The organism is Sphingopyxis sp. P8 (assembly GCF_020622175.1).
Taxonomy (GTDB): domain Bacteria; phylum Pseudomonadota; class Alphaproteobacteria; order Sphingomonadales; family Sphingomonadaceae; genus Sphingopyxis; species Sphingopyxis jiangsuensis.
The window spans coordinates 1,044,160-1,063,274 of sequence record NZ_JACNMK010000002.1 but is presented as its reverse complement, the minus strand read 5'-3'; the positions used below and the strand labels follow the sequence as shown (position 1 = coordinate 1,063,274).

Annotated in this window: 15 protein-coding genes; 3 read left to right on the top strand and 12 right to left on the bottom strand. The window is 65.5% G+C overall.

The features are described 5' to 3' along the window. Positions 1-31 precede the first annotated feature (31 nt). The gene (locus tag H7692_RS13495; protein ID WP_222137145.1) at positions 32-520 is read left to right on the top strand and encodes an RNA polymerase sigma factor; all 489 of its coding nucleotides are present in this window, start codon (positions 32-34) and stop codon (positions 518-520) included. Continuing rightward, positions 517-1,239 (top strand): NepR family anti-sigma factor, encoded by a 723-nt coding sequence (locus tag H7692_RS13490; RefSeq protein ID WP_222137144.1) that lies wholly within the window; start codon positions 517-519, stop codon positions 1,237-1,239. The genes H7692_RS13495 and H7692_RS13490 overlap by 4 nt, the downstream gene beginning before the upstream one ends. 350 nt (positions 1,240-1,589) lie before the next feature. Here H7692_RS13490 and H7692_RS13485 read toward each other — a convergent pair whose 3' ends face one another. The 12 genes from H7692_RS13485 to zwf all read right to left on the bottom strand — a co-directional run bounded on the left by H7692_RS13485 (position 1,590) and on the right by zwf (position 17,365). Continuing rightward, entirely contained in the window at positions 1,590-1,826 is a 237-nt protein-coding gene (locus H7692_RS13485; RefSeq protein WP_201927760.1) for a cold-shock protein, read from the bottom strand. Positions 1,827-2,114: 288 nt separating this feature from the next. Continuing rightward, a complete protein-coding gene (locus H7692_RS13480; RefSeq protein WP_201927762.1) occupies positions 2,115-2,450 on the bottom strand; it encodes a hypothetical protein in 336 nt (111 codons plus the stop codon). Positions 2,451-2,564: 114 nt separating this feature from the next. Further along, entirely contained in the window at positions 2,565-3,566 is a 1,002-nt protein-coding gene (locus H7692_RS13475; protein ID WP_201927764.1) for an NAD(P)H-dependent glycerol-3-phosphate dehydrogenase, read from the bottom strand. 165 nt (positions 3,567-3,731) lie between these two features. Further along, positions 3,732-4,667: an alpha/beta fold hydrolase gene (locus H7692_RS13470; RefSeq protein WP_227340343.1), complete on the bottom strand. Its 936-nt coding sequence runs from the start codon at positions 4,665-4,667 to the stop codon at positions 3,732-3,734. A gap of 144 nt (positions 4,668-4,811) precedes the next feature. Continuing rightward, entirely contained in the window at positions 4,812-5,657 is an 846-nt protein-coding gene (locus H7692_RS13465; protein ID WP_227340342.1) for an alpha/beta hydrolase, read from the bottom strand. Beyond that, positions 5,654-7,102 carry a DUF3336 domain-containing protein gene (locus H7692_RS13460; RefSeq protein ID WP_201927769.1) on the bottom strand — a complete coding sequence of 483 codons (1,449 nt, stop codon included), beginning with the start codon at positions 7,100-7,102 and terminating at the stop codon, positions 5,654-5,656. Before H7692_RS13460 ends, H7692_RS13465 begins: the two co-directional genes overlap by 4 nt. Positions 7,103-7,273: 171 nt before the next feature. After that, positions 7,274-8,842, bottom strand: coding sequence for a WS/DGAT/MGAT family O-acyltransferase (locus tag H7692_RS13455; RefSeq protein WP_227340341.1), 1,569 nt, complete (start codon positions 8,840-8,842; stop codon positions 7,274-7,276). A 123-nt stretch (positions 8,843-8,965) separates the two neighbouring features. Beyond that, a complete protein-coding gene (locus H7692_RS13450; protein WP_227340340.1) occupies positions 8,966-11,305 on the bottom strand; it encodes a glycerol-3-phosphate 1-O-acyltransferase in 2,340 nt (779 codons plus the stop codon). Between the two features lie 123 nt (positions 11,306-11,428). Then, positions 11,429-13,018, bottom strand: a complete 1,590-nt coding sequence (locus H7692_RS13445) for an HAD-IB family hydrolase (protein ID WP_222137139.1) — start codon at positions 13,016-13,018, stop codon at positions 11,429-11,431. A 174-nt stretch (positions 13,019-13,192) separates the two neighbouring features. Continuing rightward, complete coding sequence (gene eda, locus H7692_RS13440) at positions 13,193-13,813, bottom strand: bifunctional 4-hydroxy-2-oxoglutarate aldolase/2-dehydro-3-deoxy-phosphogluconate aldolase (RefSeq protein WP_222137138.1); 621 nt, start codon at positions 13,811-13,813, stop codon at positions 13,193-13,195. A 99-nt stretch (positions 13,814-13,912) separates the two neighbouring features. Continuing rightward, positions 13,913-15,754 (bottom strand): phosphogluconate dehydratase, encoded by a 1,842-nt coding sequence (gene edd / locus H7692_RS13435; protein WP_222137137.1) that lies wholly within the window; start codon positions 15,752-15,754, stop codon positions 13,913-13,915. A gap of 207 nt (positions 15,755-15,961) precedes the next feature. Further along, positions 15,962-17,365, bottom strand: coding sequence for a glucose-6-phosphate dehydrogenase (gene zwf, locus H7692_RS13430; RefSeq protein ID WP_236659916.1), 1,404 nt, complete (start codon positions 17,363-17,365; stop codon positions 15,962-15,964). Between the two features lie 195 nt (positions 17,366-17,560). Here zwf and H7692_RS13425 point away from each other — a divergent pair, with 195 nt between their 5' ends. Continuing rightward, complete coding sequence (locus tag H7692_RS13425) at positions 17,561-19,081, top strand: glycerol-3-phosphate dehydrogenase (RefSeq protein ID WP_222137136.1); 1,521 nt, start codon at positions 17,561-17,563, stop codon at positions 19,079-19,081. The last annotated feature ends 34 nt before the right edge of the window (positions 19,082-19,115 follow it).

The following is a 19,115-nucleotide window of genomic DNA, read 5'->3' as shown; positions in this document are numbered from 1 at the left end:
GTTTCATCCACAAACAATCGAAAAGGCGATCATGCGCTTTGAAGAGGAACTGGTCGAATTGCTGCCGCGCCTCCGCCGCTTTGCGCGCGGGCTGACGCGCGATGCCAGCGATGCCGACGACCTCTGCCAGGCGGCGATCGAACGCGCGCTGAAATCGCGCGAACAGTGGCAACAAGGAACGAGACTGGATAGCTGGATGTACCGCATCACCCGAAACCTCTGGATCGACGACCGCCGCGCGGCAGGACGCCGCGGGCAGCACGACCCGATCGACGATGCCGTGACGCAGGTCGCGGGCGACGGCGCCGCCGAGGTCGAGGCGGGTGCGCTCGCGGGCGACGTCGACAGCGCGATGGCGCGCCTGCCCGACGAGCAGCGCGAGGTGGTGATGCTCGTCCTCGTCGAAGGCTATGCCTATCGCGAAGCCGCCGAAATCCTCGACGTGCCGATCGGTACCGTCACCTCGCGTCTCGCGCGGGGGCGCGAGGCATTGATGCATATACTGGGAGAAGCGGCATGACCCACGATCCTGCGACCATCGCCGCCTTTGTCGATGGCGAACTCGACGATCTGACCGCGCGCCGCATCGAACGCGAGGCAGCGAACGACGCGGCGCTCGCGGCGGAGATAAGGCGCCAGCGGGAATTGAAGGACCGGCTGCGGTCGCATTTCGCGCCGGTGCTCGACGAGCCGCTGCCCGACCGGTTGACGCAGCTGCTTCGGGCCGAAGCGGCGGTCGACACGAGCCTCGCCGAGCGCCGCGCGGCGCGACAAGCGCGCTTTGGCGGGCAATGGGGCGCGATGCAGTGGGGCGCGATGGCCGCCGCGCTGGTGCTTGGGCTGACCGTCGGCATGCAGCCGTGGGGACCGGCAAGCCCGGTCGCGGTCGAAAGCGGCGCGCTCGTCGCATCGGGGCCGCTTGCCAACGCGCTCGACACGCAGCTCGCGTCGAACCAGCCGGCAGACGCGGCGACGCGGATCGGCCTCAGCTTCCGCGCGCAGGACGGGCGCTATTGCCGCAGCTTCGAAAGCGCGGCGGTCGACGGCATCGCGTGCCGCGAGGGCGAAGGCTGGACACTCGAACAGACGCTGCGCGGATCGCCGGCGACCGACTATCGCCAGGCGTCGTCGGCGTCGCTCGCTGCCGCATCCGCCGCGATGATGGCGGGGGAACCGCTGGACGCCGAAGGCGAACGTGCGGCGCGTGATGCAGGGTGGAAGCGCGGGCGGGGAGAATAGAGGGCTTCGCCTTCGCTTTTCCAGCATTCCAATGTGTCGGTCTGGCGATCTGACGCGGAATCTCCAGCATATAGTTCGCAGATCAGGGTTTCCTGCAATACGGGCCGCATGATCGGGCTGCGCATATGGTAGGAATCTCTCAATTTCTGGATACGGTTGGCATAAAATGCGACCCGAGTGAAATGACCCTCGCGGGTCGAGGCGTCGCAGGATGCGCTCGCTTTCATCAATTCGAGTTGATGGGCGCCTAGTAGTTCGTTGAGATCCATCGACTCTTTCCTTGGCAATATGGCGAGACGGGACGATCGGCCGGGAGCGTCTGGGTCGACGGACTCCCGGCCGATATTCGATCAGCCCTGCTGCTTTTCAGTCGGCTGGCCCTGTGACTGTTGGAGCTTTACCGCCTGCGCCTTGCCACCGCTGACCTGGCGGGTCTCATATCCAAAGTGCTGGCCGACCTTGGGTTCGGCGGCTTCCTGCTGCAGATCGGCCTTGACGAACGCGAGGTTGTCGCCGCCCTTGTCGGGGGTGATGGTTCCCGCACCCTTGCCGGTGTCGTAGCTCTGAATCTTGCCATAATATGTCATGAAAATGTTCCTTCTTTCGGGCGCGAGCAATCATCATCGACCGCTTATCGCGGGCTAAGAGACGAAAAAGAAAGAAGGGAGGGATGAAAATGGCCCTCGGGACCGTCGATTGCGACTGGTAGCTAGACCGTAGATGGCCACGGCAGAAGCAAGTTACAACCCCCGCGGCAATCGGTTGAACGCGCTCCGTCTGCCTTCGCGGCGGCGCGAACACCCACGAAAAAGGGCGGGCGCATCGCTGCGCCCGCCCTCCCGTGACCCCGGCGAGGCCGGGGATGGGTGCGGCGATCAGCCGACCGTGACGCGGCCGGCGCGATAGCCTTTCTTGCGCATTTCCTTCACATAGTCCTTGTCGGCATCGACGATCTCGTTCGCCCATTCGTCCCACGCGTCCCAGCGGTCCTCGCGGTCGGTCGCGCGGCGCAGGTCGCTCACCAGTTCCTTTTCGGCTTCGAGGATGTCGGCCTGATAGTTGAACCAATATTGGTTCTTGATCCCGGCGATGGGGACCGAGCGGATTTCGGGGCGCTCGAAGCCAGCCGGCATCGCATGATAGGGGACCGCCGCGGCGGCGACGCCCGCGGGAACAGCCAGGATTGCGGCCAAAGTCGTCCATGTTTTCATCGTCATTCTCCTTGTGGACCCTGTGGTCAGGAGAGCAACGAAGGAGGCGGCCGATTTATTCCCGTCCCACCGCCGATTTTTCACGGCTCGCGGTGGAATCGCGTGCCGACGCGCCTATCCGGGGTGCGCTTCGTCGCCGACCGACGAGCGCAGGAGGCCGCGAAACACGTCGAGCGCGCTGCGTTTTCCCTGCGTCACGTCGAACACGTCGCGCGCGATCGGCATGTCGAGGCCGTAGCGGTCGGCGAGCGCCATCACCGTCGGGGCGCTTTTGACGCCCTCTGCCACCATGTGCATGTCGGCGATGATCGCGTCGATGTGCCGCCCCTTGCCGAGTTCGACGCCGACATGGCGGTTGCGCGACAAGGGGCTGGTGCAGGTCGCGATCAGATCGCCCATCCCGGTGAGCCCGGCAAAAGTTTCCGGCCGCCCGCCCATCGCCACGCCGAGCCGCGTGATTTCGGACAGGCCGCGCGTGATGAGCGCGGCGCGTGTATTGTCCCCTGCCCCCAGCCCGTCGCCCATGCCCACCGCGATCGCGACGATATTCTTGAGCACGCCGCCGAGTTCACAGCCCAGAAGGTCGGTGTTGGTGTAAACGCGGAACAGCCCCGAGTGGAACAAGGGCTGGAGCGCGCGGACGACGATTTCGTCCTCCATCGACAGCACGCTCGCCGCCGCCTGCCCGCTCATGATCTCGCGCGCCAGATTGGGTCCGGTGAGAACGCCGACGGGGTGGCCGGGCAGCACCTCTTCGATCAGTTCGGTCATGCGTTTGCCCGACGCGAGTTCGAGCCCCTTGGTCAGGCTGATCACCGGGACCCACGGGCGCAGATGCGCGCGCGCTTCCTCCAGAACGCCGCGAAAGCTGTGCGAGGGCACGCCCATGACGAGCACGTCGGCCCCCGCCACCGCCTGACCAATGTCGCCGGTGGCACGGAGCGCAGGGGGCAATTTGATGCCCGAGAGATATTTGCGGTTCTCATGGTCGCGGTTGATCGCATCGACCGTTTCGGCGTCGCGCGCCCACAGCGTGATCGGCGCGTTGCGCGACACCAGCGCCGCGACGGTCGTTCCCCAGCTTCCCCCGCCGAGCAGGCCCACGTTGAGGCGCATGTCCCTCTCCCTGTTTTGAGGGGAGAGTGGCGCGGGATTGGGGGGTTGGCAAGCGCCACTCACTCGTCATCCCGGCGAAGACCGGGATCTCGCCGGTGCAGCTCTACGCAAGGGCGAGATCCCGGCCTTCGCCGGGATGACGATTTAACGATGAACGGCGTCCCGCTAAGGATGCTCCGCCAGGAACGCGCGCTGGACCTCGGCGGTCGCTTTCGGGGCCTCGATCATCGGGACGTGCGCGACATGGTCGAAGACATGGCTGCGGCTGTTCGCGATGCCGTTTTCGAGCGTCGCGACGCAGCTGACGTCGATGAGCTTGTCGTGGCGGCCCCAGATGATCAGCGTCGGCACCTTCACCTCGCCGAGCCGGTCGTCGAGCGGCTTTGCCTCCATCTCGTCGGCGATCACCCAGAATATCCGGTCGAGCAGATCGCGATATTTGAGCGCGTCGCCATAGACGACGGGCTTGAGGCGCGACGGGACATAGACGGGCTTGTGCACGACAAAGGCGACAAGCCGGTCGGCATCTTCCAGATTCGCGATGACCAGCGGGTTAAAGTCCCGGTCGGCAGAAAGCTTCTGCAGCTCGCTTTCGTTCGCGCCCGTCACGCCGGCATTGTTGAGCAGCGTCAAGGTGCGCAAACGGCCGGGATAGTCGAGCGCGAAACGCAGCGCGATCCAGCCGCCCATGCTGTTGCCGCCAAGGTGCGGGCGGTCGAGCCCGAGCACATCGAGAAAGCCCTTGAGCCGCGCCGCCTGGCTTTCGATGTCATAGGGCAGCGCCGGGTCGCGGTCATTTTCGCCAAAGCCGGGAAGGTCGGGCGCGATCAGCCGATAGTCGCGCGTCAGCCCTGCGGCGTAGAAGGTCCAATTGTCCTTGTCGCCGCCAAAGCCGTGAACCATCACCAGCGCGGGCTTTGACGGGTCGCCGCCCTCCAGATAGGGCCAGTTGCGACCGTCGACGGTGACGCTTTTTTGCACGAGCCGCCCGCGGCGGCGCACCAGCGACCGCATCAGCGCAACGAGCCGTTCGGGGAAGGCGAAATAGAGGATGGCGAGCGCGATCAGCGGCGCGGCGATGAGGATGAGGAGGAGTTTCATAGCGATCCTTTCATCCCCTCCCCTTCAGGGGAGGGGTTGCGAGACTTGCGGGCTGTCGCCCGCCAGTCGCAGCGGGGTGGGCCAATCGGCCTTGCGCTACCCCGCACGACCCCACCCCAAACCCCTCCCCTGAAGGGGAGGGGCCTATTGCACATGCGCGTCGAACCATGCGACCAGTTCGCCGAGCACCGCGGCCTGTTCGGGCTCGTTGAAAATCTCGTGATAAAGGCCGGGGTAGAGTTTGAGCCTCTTGTCCGCCGACGCGACATGGTCGAACAGGAAGCGCGAGCCTTCGGGCGCGGTGAGCCGGTCGTCGGCGCCGTGCTGGAGCAGGATCGGCAGCGCGATCCGCGGCGCGCCCGCCCGGGCCGCAGCCATCGCATCCATGAACTCCTGACCCAAGCGCGCGCCGATCTTGCCCGTATAAACGAGCGGGTCGGCGCGGTAGGCGGCGACGACGGCGGGGTCGCGGCTGACGCCGTTCGCGTCGAGCGCCAGCACGCCGAGGCGCGGAAAGACGCGCGACAGGAAGCGGCTGATCCAGACGGTGAAGCGCGACGGCGGCTCGGCGGGAAGGATGGCGGGGCCGGAGAGCGCGGCGGCGGCGAAGGCGTCCTGCCGCTCGATCAGCAGCAAGGTCGCGATCAATCCGCCCATGCTGTGACCGAGAAGCAGGCGCGGGGTGCCGGGATGATTGACCTCGACGAGCGTCAGAAGCTCGCGCATCCCGTCGAGATAGGCCGAGAAGCGCGGGACGAAACCGGGCGTTCCGTCGGATCGGCCGTGCCCCCAATGATCGACGGCATAGACGGCATAGCCCGCTTCGTTGAGCCGCGCGGCGACATGACCGTAGCGCCCGGCATGTTCGGCATAGCCGTGCGCGAGAAGGACGATGGCCTTGGGCGCCGCCGCGGGAAGCCAGCGGGTAACGTGCAGTCTCGCGCCCGCCCCGGCCGAATCCGCGGGCAGGATGACCGATGCGGCGGTCAACGCACCGCCTTTTTGAGCGCCGCGCTGCGATGGCCGGGGCCGTCGTCGCCGCCCTTGTCGATCTTTGCCAGGATTGCGTCGAGCGCGCGGCTGATCGCGGTCTGCGTACGCACCATCTCGATCTTGGGCCAGGCGGTGCGCTTGCCGGTGTCGATCAGTTCGTCGATGTCGTCCTGTGCAAGGTCCGACAAGATCTTGGTCGGCGACCAATATTTGGCGGGCCGGATGATGTTGATGTCGCCGGTATATTCCTGGTTGATCACCGAGCGCGCGAGATTGGCGAGGCTGTTGAGCGGCGGCACCATTTCGAGCGGCTTCTGGAAAATCACCATATTGGCGTTGAGCCATGCCTTGAAGGTCGCCATCGACGCGTGCTGGATCGCCTCGATCGGCGCCATCTGCTTGCGCGTGTCGGTCGCGAAGGGCAGCGCGAGCGGGTTCGCCTGGCTGACGATATGGTGGTTGACGCCGTACAGGCGCTCGAGCCGCTTGGTCGGAATGTCGTGCGTCACCGACCCGTCGACCCAGCGCCGGTCGGGCTGGTAGGGAATGCGCGCGCCGCTATCGTCGCGCGCCATCAGCATGACCGGCGGAAAGACGCCGGGAACCGCGCAGGATGCGAGCACCGCCTCGCGGATCAGCACATTGGGCGCGGTGATCGCGTTCAACAGGCGGCCGTTCTGATGCTTTTGCGCGGGCGCGACCGAGACGTTGAGGTGCCGTCCGCTCAGCTCATAGGCCTCCTGAAAGGTCAGGTCGGGGATCAGCGCGGCGAGGCGTGCGCGCACCTCTTCGGACGCGAGGCGCCGCTGTTCGGGATCGCGGTCGGGATTGGCGAGGCGGTCGCTGGCGAGGAAAGCGCCGACATCGGCATCCTTGCGCGTGCAGACCATCGCCGCGACGATCGACCCGCCGCTCGATCCGGCGAGGATGTTCGGCAGCACGCCTTCGGACCAGAGCGCATGGACGACGCCGACGTGGAAGAAGAGGTAGCTGCCCGACCCCGACAGCAGCAGCGCCGAACGGCCATAGCAATGCTGGGCGCGGCGGAAGAAGTCGCGCTTCTCGGCGCGCGGGATGGCGCGCGAGGCAGCGATCGCGTCGAGCGCCGACACGACTTCGGCGACATAGGCCTCGATGAGCTTTTTCGTGCCGAAGCGCGCCTTCTGATAAAGGCGTTCGTGCCCCATGCCGTCGACATTGCCGTGGATGCCTTCGTTGAGGACGAAGAGCAGGCCCTTCACATCGTTCGCAGCCGATAGTTTGCGCAATTTCTGGAGGCGGGCGCGGATCGCGCGAAAGTCGAAATGCTTGCTTTCGTCGGCATCGCGCCACGCCTGCATTCCCGATTTCCGGTCGTGCTCGCGCGCGGCTTTCGCCCACGCCGCATAGTCGGTCGCCTTGGCAAGCTCGGCGTCGGCGCTGAGCGTCGGGGCAAATATCATTCGGTAATCCTGCGAGAGCATGGTCTGTTTTTCCGAGTCTTGCGGGTTGCGTTGCCTTTGGCAACTATTTTGACATCGGCCTTCCCCACTGCCGTCATCCCGGACCCTTCGACAGGCTCAGGACAGGCTTGATCCAGGACCCATAACAGCTCCGGCGTCATGGATGCCGGATCAAGTCCGGGATGACGAAGAGGCGGGGTTCTTGCCTCCCTTCGCCGCCGGTTTCGGCTTTGCCTTTGGCTTGGCGCCCGGTTTGGAAACAGTCTTGGACTTCCGCGCCGGTTTGGGCGCTCCTTTCGGTTTTGCCGCAGCGGCTTTTGCCTTTTCGGGTTTCGGCGTCGCTTTCATCAGTTCGGCGAAGCTGTCGTCGATACATTCGCGGAAAAAGGCGATGTCGGGCATGATCTGCCGTTCGCAGATGATCGAAAAGGCGATGCGACCGTTATAGCTGGGGGTCGCGACGAACAGGCCCATATTGTTTGCGAGCGGCGCCATGCCGTGCTGCATCACAAGCTTCGCGCCCGCGAGATAGAGCGGAACCTGCGCGCCGGGGACGTTGGAGATGAAGAGATTGGTGCCGCGCACCGCGAACCGCTCGCTGGTGAGCAGCCGCGCGACCGCGGCCATCGTCGCGCCGGGAATATGCTGCGACAGGTCGGTCATGATCCGCGCGCTGACGCCGGCCTTCGCTTCCTTGGCCTCTACCGTATAGTCGCGGATCGCGGCGAGCCGTTCGAGCGGATCGGCAATGTCGGTGCGCACGGGAACGCTCATCGCCGATACCTGATTGCCGGGGGTCGACGCCTTGCCGCTCTTTCCGCGCAGGTTGATCGGCGCGACCGCGACGAGGCTTTCTTTCGGCAATTCCTTGTGCTTCGCGAGATATTTGCGCAGCGCGCCGCCGACCGTGGTCAGGACCACATCGTTCACCGTTGCGCCGGGCACCTTCTTGCGCACTTCGGCTACATCGGCGAGCGCCACCGAGGTGCCATCGAACATCTTGTGCGGGCCGACCGCGACGTTGAAGCGCGTTTCGGGGACGCCCGCGGTCATGCCGCCATCGGCCATCGACTTACGCGCCGCCGAGACAATTGCAGGCGAAATCTTCATCAGCGCATTCATGAACTTGACCGGCGATTGCAGCGAGGCGCCCCATGCGCGCGTCACAGTCTCGGCGCTCGACGGTGCACGTCCGAGGTCTTCGGGCGGCGGCGGATCGGCGATCACCGGCGTCCCCCTTGGATCGATGTCGCTCATCGCGATGAAAGCATGCGCGCCCGATGCGCCATCGACCGCGGCGTGGTGGACACGGTGGAGCATCGCGAAGCTGCCCTTGGGGATGCCCGGAATGCGGTCGAGCCCTTCGATGACGTAGATGTCCCAAAGCGGCCGGTTCATATCCATCGGTTTCGAAAAATGGCGCGCGACCGCGATGCAGAATTGGCGCCAGTCGCCGGGCTCGGGCAGGCGCGCGTGACTCATATGCGCCTCGATGTCGAAATGCTCGTCCTCGACCCAATAGGGATGGTCGAGGTCGAAGGGCAGCCGGTGAAGCCGCCGTTTGAACAATGGCGAGGTATCGACGCGGCTTTCGACGTGCGCGATGATGTCCTTGAACCGCACGAAGCCGCCGGGCGCCGTCGACGGGTCATAGATATAGACGCCCATGATGTGCGTCAGATTGTTCGCCGTCTGCGTATAGAGGAACTGGGCGTCCTGGGCGCTGAGCTGTTTGAGCATGTCAGGTTCCTCTGAAATCAAATCTGCCGTCATCCCGGCGAAGGCCGGGATCTCGCCGGTGCGTTATATATCGAGGTCGAGATCCCGGCCTTCGCCGGGATGACGATGTAGGGCGGGGCGCGCTCATTGATCGACCCCCGCCACCTTGTCCGCGAGCGCCGCCGTCGTCAGGCGCATCCGTTCCATCATATTTGCAAGCCCGCGCAGTTCGGCGAGCAGCGCGCGGCGCGCCACCAGCCCTTCGGGAGTGGCGGTGTCGGCGAGGCCCATGTGGCGCATCAGCGACAGGCCGTTTTCAAAGAGCAGCTTGCCGATCGCCGCCTCGCTGCTGATCCGGCGGAGCAGATAGGCCTGTCTTCCCTCGACGAGCGCCGCGTCGAGCAACGCCTTCGCATCGACATCCTCCCCCGGCTGGGCGCGGGCGAGCAGCTCGGCGACGACCGAATAGGCCTCGGCAAAGGGAAGCAGCACCGCGTGGCCGACTACGGGCTGACAGCGGCGAATGAGCGCCGCGGCGCCGCTCGCGCCGCTCGCGAGACGGCGGTCCCAGACGGGATCGATCCGTTCAAGCTCGGCCTCGAGTGCGACGCGATGCTCATCGCGCGGGGGATAGAAGAATTCGAATTTGAACAGATCGCGCAGCCGGTCGATGCGGGCCCAGAAGGCGGCGTTGAAATTGCCACCCTCGGCATCGCGCAGTTCGAACAAGGCAAGCTCGATCATCGCGCGGTCGAGGAAATGATGCGCGATGATGTTGCGGTAATAACTCGCCATCGGGTGCTTGTCGGGGTCGATCGAATAGATATTCGCGCTGCCCGCTTCGTAACGCGTGAGCAGTCCGCTGGCGACGAGCGTGTCGACGGTGGCCGAGAGCGCGGCCTGATCGCCCGTCTCGAGCTCGCGGCTGAGACGGATGCCGCGCGCCCGCGCCCAGTCGGTGAGCGTCGCGATGGCGGCGAGCAGCTCGGCCGAGGTCGCCCCGCGCGGCGCAAGGCCGAGCAGGATCAGGCACATGACCGAGGTCACGGTGAGCGGGGTGACGCGGTTCGCCTCGACCGCGACCGCAAAGGCGATCTTTTCGAGCGCGCGCCGGTCGTCGGGCCCGGGCGCCTCGTCGATCACAATGGGTTCGCCGATGTCGAGACGGATGCGCCCCGACGGCTCCTTCAGGCTTTTCATATAGCCCAGGAACCAGCTGAGGCTTTCGGGCTTCTTGTTGCGGCCCGTCTGTTCGGCGGCATATTCCTCGACGTCGCGAATGAGGTCGAAGCTGGTGACAAAAGGCACGAAATGCACGCCGCGCGTCCCCGTCGCATGCGCGGCGTCGAGCACATATTTCATCAGGCCATATTTGGGGGGCATCAGCTTGCCGAGTCGCGAGCGGGTGCCCTCGAACGCCCAGGAGAGCGGGAAGCGCTTGGCAAGGAGCCACGCGATATAGTGGCGCAGCACCAGCTTGTAGACCGGCTGGTCCTGAAAGCTGCGACGGATGAAGATCATCCCAGATCGCCGGAAAAAGCCGCCCATGATCGCGAAATCGAGATTGGCACCGCCGAAGCTGTGGAGCATCGGCAGGTCGTTTTCATAGGCAAGGCGACTCGGCGTCGCGCCGTCGATATAGGTTTTGTGCGTGAAGAGGATCGCCGTCGGATGCTCGCGCAAAACGGCGCGCAACCGCGCAAGTTCGACGGCGTCGATCTCCATCGCGGGCGCATAGCCGCCGAACATCATGCGATCGAGCCGGGCGCGCAGATCGAGGAACAGCGCCGACGGCCGCGCGATCACCTCCTTCATCAACGGCCGCGCCTCGCGGTAGAGGTCGTTCGCCGACCGGCCGATCTCTGCCGACAGATCGGCGAGCGCGGCGCGAAAGGCCGGGCTGGTGCGCAGGCCATAGGCGACGAAGCGCGGCACCTTGTAACGGCTGCCGCGCACCCCGCGTTCGGCGGCGTCGAGCGCGAGCCCCGCCTGCCGCGCAACGAAGCCCGCGAATTCGGGGCTGTCGGCGCCCGCACCCGCACCGCCGCCGGTCTGTCGACAATAGCGTTCGCGCAGCGCTGCGAGCGTCGCCCCCTTGCCCACCAATATCTGCGCGCGGCGCCGGTCGCGCAGCAGGATGAGGCGCGCGCGCAACGCGCCCGGATGGCGCGGATCACCGAAGATCAGGTGGCGGAATTTGAGCGCGCGGTCGCGGTCAAAGCCGGGGATGCGCCACGCGACGCGCAGCGGCACGACCTCGCGCGATGGCGCGCCGTCGAGCCGCGCCTGGAGCATTTCGACCGGCAGCGCATGGTCGCCATCCTCGATGTCGAGGCTGGTCCATGCGGGCTTGCCATCGTCGCAAGTGGCGTGGATCCAGTCGAGCAGGATGCGCCGTTCGACGCCGTTGCGCGCGTCGATGATATAGAGCCGGTCGGCCGCCTGCTCCGCCGTGAAGGGGGTGCGAGGCGCGCCTTCGGCCACGGCTTACACCTTTTCCGTCATCGCGAGGAGCGTAGCAACGCGGCGATCTCCAGCCATCGAACTCGCAAGATTGCTAGCTGGAGATTGCTTCGCTTCGCTCGCAATGACGAGGTAGGTCATGCTTTAAGCCGCCCTTCCCTTTCGCGGGGAGGTCTTTTTAGCGGGCGCCTTTTTCTTGGCGGGGCTTTTGGTCGCCGCCTTCTGGGCATTCGGCTTTTCTGTCCTTTCCTTGGGAGCCGCGGCCTTGGCCGCTGGTTCCTTCGCCACCGATTCCGCCGCGCGCTCTTCGGGCTGGCCCAAGGTGCGGAGGAACATGTTCCGCACGTCGCGGACATGCGCGTTGATCGTCCTTGCGCTCCACCCCGACGTGTCGACCGGCGGCAGCACGGTGACGCGCACCGTCGCGGGGCGCATCACGAACTCGTTCTTCGGCGCAACGTCGGTCGCATTGTGAATGACGATCGGGACGATGGGGACGCCCGCCTGCATCGCGAGGTGAAAGGCGCCTTTTTTGAAGGGTTCGAGCTTCGGCGTCAGGCTGCGCGTCCCTTCGGGGGCGATGCAGATCGACTTGCCTTCCTGCCGAATCGCATCGACGAGCGGCTCCATCGCCTTGATCGCGCTCTTGCCGTCGGCGCGATCGACGAAGACGGTGCCTCCCCATTCCATCAGCTTGCCGAGGATGGGGATATTCTTGATCTCCTTCTTCCCCACCCCGCCCATGTCGCGGCGGATGAGCTTGGCGAGGATCATCACGTCCGCCTTGCTCTGGTGGTTGAAGATGAAGACGCACGGACGCGACGACCAGAGGTGGCGCTCGTCCTCGACCTCCAGCTCGACGCCGGTGATCGCGGTCGCGAAATCGCCGAACAATCCCATCGAGAAGTTGACTGCTTCGCGCTGCGAACGCGTGAGCGCCCAAATTGGCAGGCCCGCCGCAAAGGCGCCCACGAGCGATCCGGTCGCATAGATAGTGCGCGTATAGTCGACCCAGCTTGGCGTGCCGCGGCTCGCGAAACGCTGCACCGGCCAGCCGCGTTCGTCGGCAATGGCCTTCAGTTTCAGATTGGGGTTGAGCGGCCGCGGCTTGCCGACGCGTTCGAGCAGTTCGATGTCGTCGTCGCTGTCCGAATAGAAATAGCTCTGGTCGAGATCGAGCCCATATTCCTCGGCAAGCTCCTCGGCCGCGAGCACCTTGCCCTCACCGAAGCACAAGGGGCGGATGATTTCGCCGGTGAACACGCCATCCTCGATTTCATAGGATGAGCATTTGATGTCGGTGATGCCAAGGTCGCGCGCCGTCGGTTCGATCTGGTAAATCGTCGCCGACGAAATGATCGCAACGCGGTGACCCTTCGCCCGGTGCGCCTCGATAATCGCGCGCGTTTCGGGATAGATCTTGCGGGCGATGTGCTTTTTGTAGAGCTCCTCGCCGAAATCGATGAAGCTCTGTTCGTCGACACCCTTCATGAATTTGGCGGCGGCGGTCATCAGCCCCGAAAAGCCGATCGCTCCCAGGCTATGCTGCGCGATCACCTGCGCGGTTTCGGCGATTTCCTCGACCGACATCTCGCGCCGCTCGAACTTCTCGCGCAGCATCGCGGTTGCCGAATAGCCGGCGATGATCGTCCCGTCGAAATCGAACAGCGCGGCGATATGCGCGCCGGGTTCCGACGCGAGCACTTCCTTCAAATGCGGCTGCGGTCTTGGCACGCACCCTCCCCACCAGCAGCTTCAAATGCCGCTTATCCCTGCACGATGGCAGGTAAGATGGGGTTAATCAATGGCGCCCGATTCGCCGCCCCCCGCGCAGGCGGAGGCCGCTGCCGGTTTACTGGGCGACGGAGGAGAAAGCCGACGCCGGCCCCCGCCTATGCGGGGCGAGGGTCAGGATGCGAGGCCCGCCGCTTCGCGTGCCAGCGCCTCGATCGTTGCCGGGTCGAGCGGCCCCGACGGGACGACCCAGCTGCCGCCGACGCAGAGTACGGCGCCCAGCGCGAGCCATTCGGGAGCTGTCGCGGGGGTAATGCCGCCGGTGGGGCAGAAGCGCGCCTGGCCGAATGGGCCCGCAAGCGCCTTCAGCGCCGGAATGCCGCCGCTGGTCGCTGCGGGGAAGAATTTGAAGCGGTCGAGCCCGAGGTCCATCCCGCGCATGATGTCGCCTGCATTGGCGATGCCGGGAAGGAAGGGAATGCCGCTTGCCACTGCCGCCTTGCCGAGATTGTCGGTGAGGCCGGGCGATACGATGAACTCGGCGCCCGCGTGAATCGCGGCGGCGAGCATCGCAGGATCGAGCACGGTTCCCGCGCCGACGACCGCGCCCTTCACTGCCTTCATCGCGGTCAGCGCGTCGAGCGCCGCCGGGGTGCGCAGCGTGACTTCGAGCACGGGCAGGCCGCCCGCGACGAGCGCCTCGGCCATCGGCACCGCGTCCTCGACCCGGTCGATGACAATCACCGGGATAACGGGCGCGAGGCGCATGATCTGGTCGATACTTTTGTCGGTCATCAATAACTTCTCTTTCTCGTCATCCCGGCGAAGGCCGGGATATCACCCTGTCGTCATTGCGCACCGTCGAGACCCCGGCCTTCGCCGGGATGACGGAAATCAGACCACCGTCTCCATTGCCGCCAAAATCGCCGACCCGCCCTTTTCGGCCTCGTCGGCGTGATGGCGAAAGAGCGCGAAGAGTTCGCGACCGACCCCAAGCGCGGGCGGCGGGGCAGTGGCGGGGGTGCGCGCGACCCATTCGGCCTCGTCGACGAGCGCTACGACTTCGCCCTTGCGCGCGCAGACGCGCACGAGGTCGCCGTCCTGAAGACAGGCGAGCGGACCGCTGGTGCCATCGGGGCCGGGGAGCGCCTCGGGCGAGAGGTGGATTACCGCCGGCACCTTGCCGCTCGCGCCCGACATGCGCCCGTCGGTGAGCAGCGCGACGCGAAAACCCTTGTCCTGCAGCACACCCAAGGCCGGCGTCAGCTTGTGCAGTTCGGGCATCCCGTTGGCGCGCGGCCCCTGGAAACGGACGACGACAACGACGTCGCATTCGAGTTCGCCCGCCTTGAACGCGGCGAGCACCTGGTTCTGGTCGTCGAAAATCCGGCACGGCGCCTCGATCGTCCAGCGATCCTCGTCGACCGCGCTGGTCTTGATGATCGCGCGGCCGAGGTTGCCCGCGAGCAGGCGCATCCCGCCGTCGGGCGAAAAGGGCGCGGCGACGGGGCGCAGCATCGTGTCGTCGCGCGTTTCGGCGGGCGCGGCCTCCCAGTGGAGTTCCTCGTCGACGAGCACGGGTTCGCCCGAATAATCGGCCATCGTCCCGCCAACCGTCAGCACGTCGCCATGGAGCAACCCGGCGTCGAGCAATTCGCGGACGACAAAGCCGATCCCGCCTGCGGCATGGAAATGATTCACGTCGCCTGCGCCGTTGGGATAGACGCGCGCGAGCAGCGGCACCGCGCGGCTCAGCTCGTCGAAATCCTGCCAGTCGATGACGATCCCCGCCGCGCGCGCGATCGCGGGCAGGTGGATGGCATGGTTGGTCGAGCCGCCGGTCGCGAGCAGGCCGATCGCCGCGTTGACGATCGCCTTTTCGTCGATGCAGCGGGCGAGCGGCCGATAATCGTCGCCGTCCCAGCCGATCGCAGCAATCCGGTGCGTCGCGGCGCGCGTCAGTTCCTGCCGCAGCTTGGTGCCGGGGTTGGTGAAGGCGGCGCCGGGGATGTGCAGCCCCATCAGCTCCATCATCATCTGGTTGCTGTTCGCGGTGCCGTAGAAGGTGCAGGTACCCGCGCCGTGATAGCTTGCCGCCTCGGCCTCAAGAAGCTCGTCGCGCGTCGCCTTGCCCTCGGCATAAAGTTGGCGGACGCGCTGCTTTTCCTTGTTCGCGAGCCCCGAGGGCATCGGCCCTGCGGGGACAAGAATCTGCGGCAGATGGCCAAAGCGCAGCGCGCCGATGAGCAGGCCCGGGACAATCTTGTCGCAGATGCCGAGAAGAAGCGCGCCCTCGAACATCGCGTGGCTCAAGGCGATGGCGGTGCCCTGCGCGATATTGTCACGGCTGAACAGCGACAGATCCATCCCCGCCTGCCCCTGCGTCACCCCGTCGCACATCGCGGGAACGCCGCCCGCGACCTGTGCGGTGACGCCGACTTCGCGCGCGAACAGCTTTATCTGTTCAGGATAGCGGCCATAGGGCTGATGCGCAGAGAGCATGTCGTTGTAGGCGGTGACGATGCCGATGTTCATCGTGGCGCCGGTGCGAATGACGGGCTTGTCGTCGCCTGCTGCGGCAAAGCCGTGCGCGAGGTTGCCGCACGACAGGTTGCCGCGGTTGGTTCCCGCGTCGCGCTGGCGCTCCATCAGGTCGAGGTAGGCGGCGCGACGCTTGACGCTGCGCGCGATAATGCGGTCGGTCACCGCGGCGATGGTGGGGTGGAGTGTGGTCATCAGATAATCCAATCCCCCTCTCCCCTTGTGGGAGAGGGATGCACAGACTTGGCAGCTTGCTGCCTAGTCGAAGCTGGGTGAGGGGTTGCGGTCGCAATCCGACCGCGCGAGCCGGAGGCTCGCATACCCCTCATCCAACTGCGCCTAGGCGCTCCGCGCCAAGGCTGCATATCCTTCTCCCACAAGGGGAGAAGGTTTCGGGAGAATTCAATCATGCCAGCTTGCCCCGTCGCGTTCGATCAGTGCGATCGCGCTCGACGGGCCCCAGCTGCCTGCGGTGTAGGTCTGCGGCGGCATGTCGACCGCCGCCCACGCGTCGCGGATCGAATCGATCCACTGCCACTGCGCCTCGACCTCGTCGCGGCGGACGAAGAGCGTCTGGTCGCCCTCGATGAAATCGAGCAGCAGCCGTTCATAGGCGATGCGTCGCCGCTCGCCGGCGAAGCTGTGCGAGAGCGAGACGTCCATCGTCACTTCTTTCAGCTTCACGCCGTCGCGGTCGAGGCCCGGCTGTTTCGCCATCACCTTGACGCGGATATTTTCCTCGGGCTGCAGGTTGATGATCATCATGTTCGCATCGAGCTTACCCGCGCCAACGCGGGCGAAGATGTTGTGCGGCACCGGCTTGAACTGGATCAGCACTTCGGACTTGCGCTGCGGCATCCGCTTTCCGGTGCGCAGGTAAAAGGGCACGCCCTTCCACCGCCAATTGTCGATAAACGCTTTCAGCGCGACGAAGGTTTCGGTGTTCGACGGATCGCCAAGCTCGTCGGCATAGCCCGCGACCGCCGCGCCGTTGACCGCGCCGCTGCTATACTGGCCCTTGACGCTGTGCGCCTTGACATCCTCGGCTGTCATGCGGCGTAGCGAGCGGAGCAGCTTGACCTTTTCGTCGCGGACCGCAGTTGCCGATACGCTCGACGGCGGCTCCATCGCGATGATCGCGAGCAGTTGGAGCATATGGTTCTGCACCATGTCCTTGAGCGCGCCGACCCCGTCATAATAGGACACGCGGCCTTCGAGGCCGACAGTTTCCGCAACGGTGATCTGGACGTGGTCGATCGCCTGCGCGTTCCACAGCGGCTCGAACAACATATTGGCAAAGCGCAGCGCGAGCAGATTCTGCACCGTTTCCTTGCCGAGATAATGGTCGATGCGGAAAATATGGTCTTCGGCAAAGGCACTGCCGACCTGTTCATTGACCTCGCGCGAGGAGGCGAGGTCGTGGCCGATCGGCTTTTCCATCGCGATGCGGCATTCGGCGCAGGCTATGCCTTCGGACGCGAGGCCCTGGGCGATCGGTCCGAACATCGACGGTGGCGTTGACAGATAGACGCCGATCGGACGCTCCATGCGCTCCCCGAGCAGCGCGGCGAGTGCGTCATAGCCGGTCCCCGCCTTTGCATCGATCGCGCAATAATCGAGCCGTGCGAGGAATGCGTCGACCGCGCCCGTTTCGAGCCGGTCACCGGGCAAATGTTCAGCAAGCGCTGCGCGCACCTGGTCGTGGAATTCAACCCGGTCCATCGCGGTGCGGCCCGACCCGATGATCGCCAGCGACTCTTCGAGCAGGCCGTCGACGTGGAGGTTATAGAGCGAGGGAAAGAGCATGCGTTGCGCGAGGTCGCCCGTCGCACCGAACAGCACCAATGTTTCGACTTTCACGCTCACAATTATCCCCTTGGATAGCAATGCCCGAAGTGGAGGATGCGCCCCCTGAATGCAACGCGCATACGTAAACCGAACCCGTGCCCCAATGAAGCGGAGGGTGTTTTCCTTTTATCGCATTCATTCTACTAGCGCGCGATGGCCGATACGCCTCCTCCTTATGATGTCATCGTGATCGGCGGCGGCATCAATGGCGCCGGGATCGCACGCGATGCCGCGGGGCGCGGGGCGCGCGTGCTGCTGCTCGAACAGGGCGATCTTGCACAGGGCACGTCGTCGGCGTCGACCAAGCTGATTCACGGCGGGCTGCGCTATCTGGAGCATTATGAATTCGCCCTCGTGCGCGAGGCATTGAAAGAGCGCGAGACGTTGTGGGGAATCGCGCCGCACATCATCTGGCCGCTGCGCTTCGTCCTGCCCTATCGCGACGGGCTGCGTCCGCGCTGGCTGCTGCGGCTCGGGCTCTTCCTTTATGACCATATCGGCGGACGCAAGAAATTGCCCGCGACGCGTTCGGTCAGGCTCGCGCGCCACCCCGCAGGTGCGCCGCTGCAGCCGGACTATGTCCACGGTTTCGAATATTCGGACGGTTGGGTCGATGACGCGCGGCTCGTCATCCTCAACGCGCGCGACGCTGCCGAACGCGGCGCGCGCATCCGCACGCACATGCGCGCCGAGCTGATGCGCGTCGAAAAAGGCCGGTGGATCGTCGAGGCGACCGACGATCGCGGGCATAATTACCGTTTCTCCGGGCGCAGCCTCGTCAACGCGGCCGGCCCTGCGGTGCTCGACGTGCTGGGGCGCGCATCGGCGCCGCCCGATTATGCGATGCGGCTGGTGCGCGGGTCGCACATCGTGGTGCGCAAGCTGTTCGACCATGATTACGCCTATTTCTTCCAGCTCCCCGACGGGCGGATCTTTTTTGCCATTCCCTATGAGCGCGACTTCACGCTGATCGGAACGACCGACCAGGATCATGACGGCCCGCTTGGCGATGTGCGCGCGAGCGAGGAGGAAATCGCCTATCTGTGCGAGGGGGCGAACCAATATTTCCAAGCCGCCATTCACCCCGGCGACGTGCTGTGGACCTATTCGGGGGTGCGCCCGCTGATCGACGACGGGTCGGGCAAGCCCGAGGCGGCGACGCGCGGCTATCGGCTCGACCTCGACAGCGATGAGGGCGCGCCGCTGATGACCGTCTATGGCGGCAAGATCACCAGCTATCGCCATGTCGCCGAACATGCGGTCGACATGCTCGCAGAGGTCGTACCCGCGCTGACGGGCAAGCATTGGACGGGCAAGGCGCCGCTTCCGGGCGGCGATTTCCGGACGGACGGCGCCGCGACGCTGAAGGCCGCCATCCGCCTCGCCCACCCCTTCCTGCCCGCCGCCACGGTCGACCGGGTCGTCAAGGCCTATGGCACCGATGCGCAAAGCTGGCTGGGCAAGGCCGACGGCTGGGACGATCTGGGCGGCGAGATCGCGCACGGGCTGAGCGCAGCCGAGGTGCGCTGGCTCGTCGCGCAGGAATGGGCGCGCACCGCGGACGATATATTGTGGCGGCGGACGAAGCTGGGACTGCACTTCGCCGCAGACGATGTGGCGCGGCTCGACGCTTTTCTCGAAACGATCCCGGCGAAACCGCCGCTGCCCGCGTAATCCGCCCTGTGCGCAGGGAGGATTAGGGTCAGGA